This is a genomic window from Bacillus sp. TH25, from assembly GCF_016650935.1.
Classification (GTDB): domain Bacteria; phylum Bacillota; class Bacilli; order Bacillales; family Bacillaceae_G; genus Bacillus_A; species Bacillus_A mycoides.
The window spans coordinates 1-12,415 of record NZ_JAEKEU010000037.1; the positions used below are offsets into that span (position 1 = coordinate 1).

A 12,415-nucleotide genomic window follows, 5' to 3' on the forward strand; every position below is an offset into this window, starting at 1 on the left:
CCTAAGTCGTTTCGACTTAGGTTTTTTTGTGTTTATTTTTATTTACCGAAGGTTAAAATTCATAAATTTAATAACGCTAAAGAAGAAAAAAGAATGAAATAGAGGCTGTTTAAAATAATGGCAATGATTTTTTGTACTCCTGATTTTCCGAATGCTCCTAAAATAATCCCTAAGATAGGAAAGATTATTTCTATCATAAGTGTATATTTTAAATAATGAGAGTAGAAAAAATGGGATGATATAAATAAGTATTCAATAATTACAGCAATTACTGCGCTGGAGAAAAATAAATAGGGTAATAACACAGTTATTTTTTTCACGGTTATTCCTCCTTAGAAATTAAATCGTTATAATATAAGTTCTATTGATGTATAGAATACAAGAGTGTATATATTTTAATTAAAATATACGGAAGTCCCATATAAACAGTTATACGTAAAATAGATCTCTAGAAATATATATTCTAATTTCCCTTCCTTCTTGTATATAGTTGCAATTCTTCTTTTGAATATAACTAAAACACGAACGTTAACGATAACTAATAAAAAAACATTCGATTATTTATTGACATTGTTTATGAAATATTGTTAATATAGCCATAGAAACAATAATATATAAGACCTCATATAATCGCGGGGATATGGCCTGCAAGTCTCTACCTAACGACCGTTATTCGTTAGACTATGAGGGAAAGTCACTCGGTATTTTTCTATTCACAAGGGATACGTATGCCTGAGTAGAGCGCTTTCTCTCATAGTAAAAGAGAAACTGTTCTATTTCAGGCTTTTTTTATTTGAATCGGGGGGATTCTAATATGAAATCACTAGTTGGAGTCATAATGGGAAGCACGTCAGACTGGGAAACAATGAAATATGCTTGTGACATTTTAGATGAATTAAATATACCGTATGAGAAAAAAGTTGTATCCGCTCATCGGACTCCAGATTATATGTTTGAATATGCAGAAACAGCCCGTGAACGTGGATTAAAAGTTATTATTGCTGGAGCCGGTGGAGCAGCGCATTTACCAGGAATGGTTGCAGCGAAGACAAATCTTCCTGTAATTGGTGTTCCAGTTCAATCAAAGGCGTTAAATGGCCTAGATTCGTTATTATCCATTGTCCAAATGCCAGGAGGGGTTCCAGTTGCAACTGTTGCAATTGGTAAGGCTGGTTCAACGAATGCTGGATTACTTGCTGCACAAATACTTGGATCATTTCATGATGATATACATGATGCATTAGAGTTGAGACGAGAAGCTATTGAAAAAACTGTGCGTGAAGGTAGTGAGCTAGTATGACGAGAATCATTTTACCTGGAAAAACAATCGGCATTATTGGAGGCGGCCAGCTTGGAAGAATGATGGCGTTGGCAGCTAAGGAAATGGGTTATAAAATTGCTGTTTTAGATCCTACAAAGCATTCACCATGTGCACAAGTTGCTGATGTTGAAGTCGTTGCATCATATGACGATTTAAAAGCAATTCAGCATTTAGCAGAGATAAGCGACGTTGTCACATATGAATTTGAGAATATTGATTATAGATGTTTACAATGGCTTGAAAAACATGCTTACTTACCACAAGGTAGTCAGTTGTTAAATAAAACGCAAAATCGTTTTACTGAAAAGAATGCAATTGAAAAAGCTGGGCTACCGGTAGCATCGTATAGATTGGTTCAAAATCAAGATCAACTTACAGAAGCAATTAAAGAGTTATCTTTCCCTTCTGTCTTAAAAACAACGACAGGTGGATATGATGGGAAAGGGCAAGTTGTTTTAAGAAGTGAAGCTGATGTTGAGAAGGCACGAGAGCTTGCGGATGAAGCAGAGTGCATTCTAGAAAAATGGGTGCCTTTTGAAAAAGAAGTATCAGTTATTGTAATTCGTAGTGTAAGTGGTGAAACGAAAGTATTTCCGGTAGCGGAAAATATTCATGTAAATAACATTTTGCATGAATCTATCGTTCCAGCCCGCATTACAGAAGAACTTTCTCAAAAAGCAATTGCTTACGCAAAGGTACTTGCGGATGAACTAGAACTTGTGGGAACACTAGCGGTAGAGATGTTTGCTACAGCTGACGGTGAGATTTACATTAATGAATTAGCACCAAGACCTCACAATTCAGGACACTATACACAGGATGCATGTGAAACGAGTCAATTTGGTCAACATATTCGAGCAATCTGTAATTTACCTCTTGGAGAAACAAATTTGTTAAAACCAGTTGTCATGGTTAACATTTTAGGCGAACATATAGAAGGGGTCCTAGGACAAGTGAATAGACTAACCGGGTGCTATTTACACTTGTATGGAAAAGAAGAAGCAAAAGCACAGCGAAAAATGGGGCATGTTAATATTTTAAATGATAATATTGAAGTCGCTCTAGAAAAAGCGAAGAGTTTGCATATTTGGGACCATCAAGAACAACTGTTGGAGGGAAAAAGATGATTAATCGTTATACACGCCCTGAAATGGGTGCGATTTGGACGGAAGAGAACAAATTTAAAGCGTGGTTAGAAGTTGAGATTTTAGCGTGTGAAGCATGGGCTGAGCTTGGCGATATTCCAAAAGAAGATGTGAAAAAAATTCGTGAACATGCATCATTTGATATTGATCGTATTTATGAAATTGAAAAAGAAACACGTCATGACGTAGTTGCTTTCACTCGTGCTGTATCAGAAACACCAACATTAGGCGAGGAACGTAAATGGGTTCATTACGGTTTAACATCTACAGACGTAGTAGATACAGCGTTATCTTATATCTTAAAACAAGCAAATGAAATCTTGTTAAAAGACTTAGAAAACTTTGTTAGTATTTTAGCTAATAAAGCGAAAGAGCATAAATACACGATCATGATGGGAAGAACACACGGTGTACATGCAGAGCCAACAACATTTGGTTTAAAACTTGGTCTTTGGTATGAAGAAATGAAACGTAACGTAGAGCGTTTCAAACAAGCTGCTGATACAGTTCGCGTTGGTAAATTATCTGGTGCGGTTGGTACATATGCAAATATTGATCCATTCGTAGAAAAGTATGTTTGTGAAAACTTAGGATTAGAAGCAGCACCAATTTCAACACAAACATTGCAACGTGATCGTCATGCACATTACATGTCAACACTTGCACTAATCGCAACATCTGTTGAAAAGATGGCAGTTGAGATTCGTGGTTTACAAAAGAGTGAAACACGTGAAGTTGAAGAGGCTTTCGCAAAAGGTCAAAAAGGTTCTTCTGCAATGCCGCATAAACGTAATCCAATTGGATCTGAAAATATGACTGGTTTAGCTCGTGTTATCCGCGGTTATATGATGACAGCTTACGAGAATGTTCCGTTATGGCATGAGCGTGATATTTCTCACTCTTCTGCAGAACGCGTAATTTTACCAGATGCTACAATCGCGTTAAATTACATGTTAAATCGCTTTGGTAATATCGTTAAAAACTTAACTGTATTCCCAGAGAATATGAAACGCAATATGACAAGAACATACGGCTTAATTTACTCTCAGCGCGTAATGCTTACACTAATTGACAAAGGTCTGGTACGTGAAGAAGCTTATGATATCGTACAGCCTAAAGCAATGGAAGCTTGGGAAACACAAGTACAATTTAAAGAGCTTGTAGAATCTGACGAGCGTATTACAAGTAAGTTAACGCAAGAAGAAATTAACGAATGTTTCAATTATGAACATCATATGCAACACGTTGATACAATCTTTGAACGCCTTGGATTAAACGAAGCGTAAAATTTCATATGGCACAGAATAGAGTCATTCTGTGCCATTCTTTATAAAAACATTATTCACATTTTTCAAACTACAGGGGGCTTGCGAAATGCAAAAGCTAGAATTGCTGTATGAAGGTAAGGCAAAAAGAATTTATCGTACAGAAGCAGCAGATATGGTTTGGGTAGAGTACAAAGATAGTGCGACTGCTTTCAATGGGGAGAAAAAAGCGACAATTACAGGAAAAGGTCGTTTGAACAATGAGATTACAACTTTATTGTTCAGAAAGTTACAAGAAGTTGGAATTAAAACACACTTCGTGGAGAAGTTATCTGATACAGAACAACTTGTCAAAAAGGTGAGTATTATTCCATTAGAAGTTGTCACAAGAAACGTAATTGCAGGTAGTCTTTCAAAAAGACTAGGAATGGAAGAAGGAACTGCTCTTACAACACCAATCGTAGAATTTTACTACAAAGATGATGATTTAGGAGATCCACTTGTAACGGAAGATCATATTCGTTTGTTAAATGTTGCAACACCAGAGCAAGTAAGCGTATTACGAGATGCAGCTCTACAAATCAATCAAGTGATGATTGAGCATTTCGCAAGCTGTCGTGTAAGATTAGTAGATTTTAAATTAGAGTTTGGCGTAACAGAAGAAGGGGAAATCATATTAGCAGATGAAATTTCACCAGATACTTGCCGTTTATGGGATGAAACGAGCAACGAAAAATTTGATAAAGATGTATTCCGTCGTGATCTTGGGAATTTAACAGAAGCATATGAAGAAATTTTAAAACGTTTAGGGGGAGCTTCACATGTATAAAGTTAAGGTATATGTAACGTTAAGAGAAAGTGTATTAGATCCACAAGGAACTGCGGTAAAGGGAGCACTTCATAGTCTTTCATTTACAGAAGTACAAGACGTTCGAATCGGAAAATATATGGAATTAACAATTGATAAATCAGTATCTGATCTGGATAGCAAGGTAAAAGAAATGTGTGAAAAATTATTAGCAAACGTTGTAATGGAAGACTACCGTTATGAAGTTGAGGAGGTTGTCGCACTGTGAAATTTGCCGTAATAGTATTTCCAGGTTCGAACTGTGATGTTGATATGTTTCATGCAATTAAAGATGAGCTTGGCGAAGAGGTAGATTACGTTTGGCATGATCGAGAAAATTTAGATGAGTACGATGCGATTCTACTACCAGGTGGATTTTCTTACGGTGACTACTTACGATGTGGGGCTATTTCTCGCTTTGCTAATGCAATGAAAGCAGTGCAAAAAGCTGCTGAGCAAGGAAAGCCGATTTTAGGTGTATGTAATGGATTCCAGATTCTTGTTGAATCAGGATTACTACCAGGAGCATTAATGAGAAACGAAAACTTGAAATTTATGTGCCGTACTGTTCAGTTACGTGTTGAAAATAATGAAACGATGTTTACATCACAATATGAAAAAGATGAAGTAATTAATATTCCAATTGCACATGGCGAAGGAAATTACTATTGTGATGAAGCGACTCTTAAACAATTAGAAGAGAATAATCAAATTGCATTCCGTTACGTAGAAAATCCGAATGGAAGCGTTTCAGATATTGCGGGTATTGTAAATGAAAAAGGAAATGTTCTTGGTATGATGCCACACCCAGAGCGTGCTGTAGATGAATTACTTGGCGGTGCTGAAGGTTTAAAAGTCTTTCAATCTATCTTAAAACAGTGGAGGGAAACATATGTCGTTAATGCTTGAGCCAAATCCAACACAAATTAAAGAAGAGCGTATATATGCGGAAATGGGGCTAACAGACGAAGAGTTTGCCATGGTTGAAAAGATTTTAGGCCGTTTGCCGAATTATACAGAAACGGGACTATTCTCTGTTATGTGGTCTGAACATTGTAGTTATAAAAATTCAAAGCCAGTTCTTCGTAAGTTTCCAACGACAGGTGAGCGTGTTTTACAAGGACCTGGAGAAGGCGCTGGAATTGTAGATATCGGTGATAATCAAGCGGTGGTATTTAAAATGGAAAGTCATAACCATCCTTCTGCAATTGAGCCATATCAAGGGGCAGCAACAGGTGTCGGTGGTATTATTCGCGATGTATTCTCTATGGGCGCACGTCCGGTAGCTCTATTAAACTCACTTCGTTTCGGTGAATTACAATCACCACGCGTGAAATATTTATTCGAAGAAGTAGTAGCAGGAATCGCAGGATACGGTAACTGCATCGGTATTCCTACTGTTGGTGGAGAAGTACAGTTTGATCCATGTTATGAAGGAAATCCACTTGTAAATGCAATGTGTGTAGGCCTAATTAATCATGATGATATAAAAAAAGGGCAAGCACATGGTGCTGGTAATACAGTAATGTACGTAGGAGCATCAACTGGTCGTGATGGTATTCACGGTGCAACATTCGCATCTGAAGAGTTATCTGAAAGCTCAGAAGCGAAGCGTCCGGCAGTTCAAGTAGGGGATCCATTTATGGAGAAACTTCTTATTGAAGCATGTTTAGAACTTATTCAGTCTGATGCCCTTGTTGGAATTCAAGATATGGGAGCTGCTGGTTTAACATCATCTTCTGCAGAAATGGCAAGTAAAGCAGGTATGGGTATTGAAATGTACTTAGATGATGTACCACAGCGTGAAACTGGAATGACTCCATATGAAATGATGTTATCTGAATCACAAGAGCGTATGTTAATCGTTGTGAAAAAAGGTAGAGAGCAAGAAATAGTAGATTTATTTGAAAAGTATGGTCTTGCAGCAGTTACGATGGGGAAAGTAACTGAAGATAAAATGCTTCGCCTATTCCATAAAGACGAAATGGTAGCTGAAGTACCGGCGGATGCTCTTGCAGAAGAAGCACCAATTTATCATAAACCGTCAAAAGAAGCAGCATACTTTGCTGAGTTCCAGCAGATGAAAATGGAAACACCAAAAGTAGAAGATTATAAAGAAACGTTATTATCTTTATTACAACAACCAACGATTGCAAGTAAAGAGTGGGTATATGATCAATATGATTATCAAGTGCGCACTAGCACAATCGTTACACCAGGTTCAGATGCAGCGGTTATACGTGTACGCGGCACAGAAAAAGGATTAGCAATGACGACAGATTGTAACTCTCGCTACATTTATTTAGATCCAGAAGTGGGCGGTAAAATTGCAGTAGCAGAGGCAGCACGTAATATCGTATGTTCTGGCGGGGAGCCACTTGCAATTACAGATTGCTTAAACTTCGGTAACCCAGAAAAACCAGAGATCTTCTGGCAAATTGAGAAATCAGTAGACGGTATGAGTGAAGCTTGCCGCAAGTTACAAACGCCAGTTATCGGCGGGAATGTATCAATGTATAACGAGCGTAGTGGTGAAGCTGTATATCCAACACCAACTGTTGGGATGGTTGGACTTGTACACGATTTAAAACACGTAACAACACAAGAATTTAAACACGCTGGCGATTTAGTTTATGTAATTGGAGAGACGAAAGCTGAGTTTGGTGGAAGTGAATTACAGAAAATGATCTATGGAAAAATTTTCGGTCAATCACCAAGCATCGATCTAGATGTAGAATTAAAACGCCAAAAGCAAGTACTAGCAGCAATTCAAGCTGGCCTTGTTCAATCTGCACATGATGTCGCTGAAGGTGGTTTAGCAGTTGCAATTTCTGAAAGTGCAATTGGTGCTAACGGTTTAGGTGCTACTGTGAAATTAGATGGGGAAGCAACGGCGGTATTATTTGCGGAATCACAGTCTCGCTTCGTTCTAACTGTAAAACGTGAAAATAAAGAAGCGTTCGAGAAAGTCGTTGAAGCAATTCAAGTTGGAGAAGTAACAAATACAAATGAAGTAACAATTCATAATGAAGAAAATGAAGTATTACTTACAGCAAATGTAGATGAAATGAGAAAGGCTTGGAAAGGGGCAATCCCATGCTTGCTGAAATAAAGGGGTTAAATGAAGAATGTGGCGTTTTCGGAATTTGGGGGCATGAAAATGCAGCACAAGTTTCGTACTACGGATTGCACAGTTTGCAGCACCGTGGGCAAGAGGGCGCAGGCATTGTTGTAAATAATGGGGAAAAAATCATTGGTCACAAGGGGTTAGGTTTAATATCAGAAGTGTTTTCAAGAGGTGAGCTAGAAGGATTAAACGGAAAATCAGCAATTGGACACGTACGATATGCAACAGCGGGTGGAAGTGAAGTTGCTAACGTTCAACCATTATTATTCCGTTTTTCTGATCATAGTATGGCGCTAGCTCATAACGGAAATTTAATTAATGCAAAGATGCTTCGTCGTGAATTAGAGGCAGAGGGAAGTATTTTTCAAACGAGTTCAGATACAGAAGTACTTTTACATCTCATTAAACGTAGTACGAAAGATTCTTTAATTGAAAGTGTAAAAGAGGCTTTAAATAAAGTAAAAGGTGCGTTCGCATATCTTTTACTAACTGGAAATGAAATGATTGTTGCGCTAGATCCGAATGGATTCCGTCCTCTTTCAATTGGAAAGATGGGGGATGCTTACGTTGTAGCATCAGAAACATGTGCTTTTGATGTAGTAGGTGCAACATACATTCGTGATGTAGAACCTGGTGAACTACTTATCATCAATGATGAAGGAATTCACGTAGATCGTTTTACAAATGAAGTAGATCATGCGATTTGCAGTATGGAATACATTTACTTTGCACGTCCAGATTCTAATATCGCTGGTATTAACGTTCATGCAGCACGTAAAAACATGGGGAAACGTTTAGCGGCGGAAGCTCCTATTGAAGCTGATGTTGTTACTGGTGTGCCAGACTCTAGTATTTCAGCAGCAATTGGTTATGCGGAGGCGACAGGCATTCCATATGAGTTAGGACTAATTAAAAATCGTTACGTTGGACGTACGTTTATTCAACCTTCTCAAGAACTGCGAGAGCAAGGGGTTAAGATGAAACTTTCAGCAGTAAGAGGTGTAGTTGAAGGAAAACGAGTTGTTATGATTGACGATTCTATCGTAAGAGGAACAACAAGTAAACGAATTGTTCGTATGCTTCGTGAGGCTGGAGCAACAGAAGTTCATGTAAGAATTGCTTCACCACCTCTTAAGTATCCATGCTTCTATGGTATTGATATTCAAACGAGAAAAGAATTAATTGCAGCAAGTAATACAGTAGAAGAAATTCGTGAAATAATCGGTGCAGATTCACTAACATTTTTAAGTGAAGATGGATTAGTAGATGCAATTGGACGCCCATATGAAGGGAAATATGGCGGTCTATGTATGGCTTACTTCAATGGAGACTATCCAACAGCTCTTTATGATTATGAGCAAGAGCTTTTAGAAAGTATGAAATAAGAAGAAAAAAGCTTCTACTTCCTTTGATGTAGAAGCTAGCTTCTTTCTTAAAACGGCCCGCCCTGGATGGGGAGAAATTAAAAGACGAGGTGTAAATAACGATGGCGAATGCATATAAGCAAGCAGGAGTAGATATTGAAGCTGGATATGAAGCGGTATCTCGCATGAAAAAACACGTACAAACAACAATGAGAAAAGAAGTACTAGGCGGTTTAGGCAGTTTTGGAGGTATGTTTGATCTATCAAAATTTGCATTAGAAGAACCTGTATTAGTATCTGGAACAGATGGCGTGGGAACGAAATTGATGCTCGCTTTTATGGCAGATAAACATGACACAATTGGTATTGATGCAGTAGCAATGTGTGTAAATGATATTGTTGTCCAAGGAGCAGAACCGCTTTTCTTCCTTGATTATATTGCTTGTGGTAAAGCTGAACCTAGTAAAATTGAAAACATCGTCAAAGGTATATCAGAGGGCTGTCGCCAAGCTGGTTGTGCATTAATTGGTGGAGAAACAGCTGAAATGCCAGGGATGTATTCTACGGAAGAATACGATTTAGCTGGTTTTACAGTTGGGATTGTTGATAAAAAGAAAATTGTAACGGGTGAAAAGATTGAAGCTGGTCACGTATTAATTGGCTTAGCATCTAGCGGTATTCATAGTAACGGTTACTCTTTAGTACGAAAAGTGTTACTAGAAGATGGAGAACTATCTTTAGATCGCATTTATGGACGCTTAGAACTACCTCTTGGTGAGGAGTTATTAAAACCAACGAAAATTTATGTCAAACCTATTTTAGAACTATTGAAAAAACATGAAGTATACGGTATGGCGCATATTACAGGTGGCGGATTCATTGAAAATATTCCACGTATGTTGCCAGAAGGAATCGGTGCGGAAATTGAACTAGGAGCTTGGGAAATTCAGCCGATCTTCAGTTTACTTCAAGAAGTTGGGAAACTAGAAGAGAAAGAAATGTTCAATATTTTTAACATGGGTATTGGTATGGTAGTAGCGGTGAAGGAAGAAGATGCAAAAGATATTGTTCGTCTTCTTGAAGAGCAAGGAGAAACAGCTCGTATTATTGGACGTACTGTACAAGGGGCTGGCGTTACCTTCAATGGGGGCACAGCACTATGAGTAGATTAGCAGTTTTTGCTTCTGGAAGCGGATCTAACTTTCAATCTCTCGTTAATGCGGTAGAAGAAAAAAGATTGGATGCAGATATTAGTTTATTAGTATGTGATAAACCAGAGGCACGCGCTATTGGACGGGCACATTATCATCATGTTCCGTGTTTCGCCTTTTCAGCGAAAGCATATGATTCAAAAGAATCATTTGAAAAAGAGATATTAAAAAAGCTAGAAGAGTATGAAATTGATTATGTTATTTTAGCTGGATATATGCGTTTAATTGGGCCAACTTTACTAGAAGCGTACGGCGGGAAGATTATTAACATTCATCCATCATTACTACCGAGTTTCCCAGGTAAAGATGCTGTTGGTCAAGCGTTAGAAGCGGGTGTGAAAGTAACTGGAGTAACGATTCATTATGTAGATGCAGGTATGGATACAGGTCCAATTATTGCGCAAGAAGCAGTAGTTGTTTCTGAAGGGGATACGAGAGAAAGCTTACAAAAGAAAATTCAACAAGTTGAACATAAATTATACGTAAATACAGTGAATCAAATTGTTCAGTCTGTGAAAAAGCCAACTGTTAACTAACATACAACCAGGGGTGAAGGATAAATGAAAAAGCGTGCATTAGTAAGTGTTTCAGATAAAACAGGAGTAGTAGAATTTGTTAAAGGTTTACTTGAACAAGGGATTGAAGTTATTTCAACAGGTGGTACGAAAAAATTATTAGAAGAAAACGGCTTACAAGTAATTGGTATTTCTGAAGTAACTGGTTTCCCGGAAATTATGGATGGCCGTGTAAAAACATTACATCCAAATATTCATGGTGGTCTATTAGCAGTTCGTGATAATGAAACGCATGTAGCGCAAATGAATGAATTAGGTATTCAACCAATTGACTTTGTTGTTGTTAACTTATACCCATTTAAAGAAACAATCGCTAAGCCTGATGTAACATTTGCTGATGCAATTGAAAATATTGATATCGGTGGCCCAACAATGATTCGCTCTGCTGCGAAAAATCATAAATTTGTATCGGTAATTGTAGATCCAGTAGATTATGATGTTGTATTAGCAGAACTGAAAGAGAACGGTGAAGTAACAGAGGGAACGAAACGTAAATTAGCAGCGAAAGTATTCCGTCATACAGCGGCATATGATGCGTTAATTTCTAACTACTTAACAGAGCAAATGGGCGAAGAAAGCCCAGAAACATTAACGGTGACATTTGAGAAAAAACAAGATTTACGCTATGGCGAAAATCCACATCAAAAAGCAACGTTCTATAAAGCACCATTCGCAGCAACTTCTTCTGTTGCATATGCAGAACAATTACATGGTAAAGAATTATCTTATAACAATATCAATGACGCAGACGCAGCGCTTAGCATCGTAAAAGAATTTACAGAACCAGCAGTAGTAGCGGTAAAACATATGAATCCATGTGGTGTTGGAGTAGGAACTGATATTCACGAAGCATATACTCGTGCTTATGAAGCGGATCCAGTATCAATCTTCGGCGGCATTATTGCAGCGAATCGTGAAATTGATAAAGCTACAGCAGAAAAGTTACACGAAATTTTCTTAGAAATTGTTATCGCACCTTCGTTCTCGCAAGAAGCTTTAGAAGTGTTGCAAAGCAAGAAGAACTTACGCTTACTAACTGTAAATATTGAAAAAGCGACAAGTGCAAGCAAAAAACTAACTTCTGTACAAGGTGGTCTTCTTGTTCAAGAGGAAGATACATTATCATTAGATGAGAACACAATTTCAATTCCAACGAAACGTGAACCATCAGAGCAAGAGTGGAAAGATTTAAAACTAGCTTGGAAAGTTGTAAAACATGTGAAATCAAATGCAATTGTTTTAGCGAATGACAACATGACAGTTGGTGTAGGCGCGGGACAGATGAACCGTGTAGGTTCTGCAAAAATTGCAATTACACAAGCTGGCGAAAAAGCACAAGGTAGCGCACTTGCATCTGATGCTTTCTTCCCAATGCCAGATACAGTAGAAGAAGCAGCAAAAGCTGGTATTACAGCAATTATCCAACCAGGTGGATCAATTCGTGATGAGGATTCTATTAAAGTGGCAGATATGTATGGGATTACGATGGTGTTCACTGGCGTACGTCATTTCAAACACTAATAGAGTAATTTTAGAAATAACAAACTAGGAGCATAGCTT

12 protein-coding genes and 1 riboswitch are annotated in these 12,415 nt (G+C 37.9%); of the genes, 11 read left to right on the forward strand and 1 reads right to left on the reverse strand.

Features of this window, described 5'->3' with window-relative positions; all coding sequences use genetic code 11:
- Positions 1 to 59 precede the first annotated feature (59 nt).
- Positions 60 to 320 (reverse strand): hypothetical protein, encoded by a 261-nt coding sequence (locus JFT89_RS19095; RefSeq protein WP_201040457.1) that lies wholly within the window; start codon positions 318 to 320, stop codon positions 60 to 62.
- Between the two features lie 282 nt (positions 321 to 602).
- A riboswitch (purine riboswitch) is annotated at positions 603 to 704 on the forward strand.
- Positions 705 to 814: 110 nt separating this feature from the next.
- On the opposite strand from JFT89_RS19095, the gene purE reads away from it, so the two are divergent.
- The 11 genes from purE (at position 815) to purH (ending at position 12,376) form a co-directional block, all read left to right on the forward strand.
- Positions 815 to 1,300, forward strand: a complete 486-nt coding sequence (gene purE, locus JFT89_RS19100; protein WP_002010008.1) for a 5-(carboxyamino)imidazole ribonucleotide mutase — start codon at positions 815 to 817, stop codon at positions 1,298 to 1,300.
- Positions 1,297 to 2,448, forward strand: coding sequence for a 5-(carboxyamino)imidazole ribonucleotide synthase (gene purK / locus JFT89_RS19105; protein WP_016096969.1), 1,152 nt, complete (start codon positions 1,297 to 1,299; stop codon positions 2,446 to 2,448). The genes purE and purK overlap by 4 nt, the downstream gene beginning before the upstream one ends.
- Entirely contained in the window at positions 2,445 to 3,752 is a 1,308-nt protein-coding gene (gene purB, locus JFT89_RS19110; RefSeq protein WP_002139387.1) for an adenylosuccinate lyase, read from the forward strand. The genes purK and purB overlap by 4 nt, the downstream gene beginning before the upstream one ends.
- 88 nt (positions 3,753 to 3,840) lie before the next feature.
- Positions 3,841 to 4,560: a phosphoribosylaminoimidazolesuccinocarboxamide synthase gene (gene purC / locus JFT89_RS19115; protein ID WP_002029482.1), complete on the forward strand. Its 720-nt coding sequence runs from the start codon at positions 3,841 to 3,843 to the stop codon at positions 4,558 to 4,560.
- Positions 4,553 to 4,807, forward strand: coding sequence for a phosphoribosylformylglycinamidine synthase subunit PurS (gene purS, locus JFT89_RS19120; protein ID WP_016096970.1), 255 nt, complete (start codon positions 4,553 to 4,555; stop codon positions 4,805 to 4,807). Before purC ends, purS begins: the two co-directional genes overlap by 8 nt.
- Positions 4,804 to 5,487, forward strand: a complete 684-nt coding sequence (gene purQ / locus JFT89_RS19125; protein ID WP_000666771.1) for a phosphoribosylformylglycinamidine synthase subunit PurQ — start codon at positions 4,804 to 4,806, stop codon at positions 5,485 to 5,487. Before purS ends, purQ begins: the two co-directional genes overlap by 4 nt.
- The gene (purL, locus tag JFT89_RS19130; protein WP_201040458.1) at positions 5,471 to 7,690 is read left to right on the forward strand and encodes a phosphoribosylformylglycinamidine synthase II; all 2,220 of its coding nucleotides are present in this window, start codon (positions 5,471 to 5,473) and stop codon (positions 7,688 to 7,690) included. The genes purQ and purL overlap by 17 nt, the downstream gene beginning before the upstream one ends.
- A complete protein-coding gene (purF, locus tag JFT89_RS19135; protein ID WP_016096972.1) occupies positions 7,675 to 9,090 on the forward strand; it encodes an amidophosphoribosyltransferase in 1,416 nt (471 codons plus the stop codon). Before purL ends, purF begins: the two co-directional genes overlap by 16 nt.
- A gap of 101 nt (positions 9,091 to 9,191) precedes the next feature.
- Positions 9,192 to 10,232, forward strand: coding sequence for a phosphoribosylformylglycinamidine cyclo-ligase (gene purM, locus JFT89_RS19140; protein ID WP_201040459.1), 1,041 nt, complete (start codon positions 9,192 to 9,194; stop codon positions 10,230 to 10,232).
- Entirely contained in the window at positions 10,229 to 10,816 is a 588-nt protein-coding gene (gene purN, locus JFT89_RS19145; RefSeq protein ID WP_016096973.1) for a phosphoribosylglycinamide formyltransferase, read from the forward strand. Before purM ends, purN begins: the two co-directional genes overlap by 4 nt.
- 24 nt (positions 10,817 to 10,840) lie before the next feature.
- Positions 10,841 to 12,376, forward strand: a complete 1,536-nt coding sequence (purH, locus tag JFT89_RS19150) for a bifunctional phosphoribosylaminoimidazolecarboxamide formyltransferase/IMP cyclohydrolase (protein WP_002063554.1) — start codon at positions 10,841 to 10,843, stop codon at positions 12,374 to 12,376.
- Positions 12,377 to 12,415: the final 39 nt, after the last annotated feature.

Coding starts and splice junctions, on each gene's coding strand:
- purF (WP_016096972.1), top strand. CDS start 7,675: ATGCTTGCTGAAATAAAGGGGTTAAATGAAGAATGTGGCGTTTTCGGA.
- purN (WP_016096973.1), top strand. CDS start 10,229: ATGAGTAGATTAGCAGTTTTTGCTTCTGGAAGCGGATCTAACTTTCAA.
- purK (WP_016096969.1), top strand. CDS start 1,297: ATGACGAGAATCATTTTACCTGGAAAAACAATCGGCATTATTGGAGGC.
- purB (WP_002139387.1), top strand. CDS start 2,445: ATGATTAATCGTTATACACGCCCTGAAATGGGTGCGATTTGGACGGAA.
- purS (WP_016096970.1), top strand. CDS start 4,553: ATGTATAAAGTTAAGGTATATGTAACGTTAAGAGAAAGTGTATTAGAT.
- purE (WP_002010008.1), top strand. CDS start 815: ATGAAATCACTAGTTGGAGTCATAATGGGAAGCACGTCAGACTGGGAA.
- purL (WP_201040458.1), top strand. CDS start 5,471: ATGTCGTTAATGCTTGAGCCAAATCCAACACAAATTAAAGAAGAGCGT.
- purC (WP_002029482.1), top strand. CDS start 3,841: ATGCAAAAGCTAGAATTGCTGTATGAAGGTAAGGCAAAAAGAATTTAT.
- purM (WP_201040459.1), top strand. CDS start 9,192: ATGGCGAATGCATATAAGCAAGCAGGAGTAGATATTGAAGCTGGATAT.
- purH (WP_002063554.1), top strand. CDS start 10,841: ATGAAAAAGCGTGCATTAGTAAGTGTTTCAGATAAAACAGGAGTAGTA.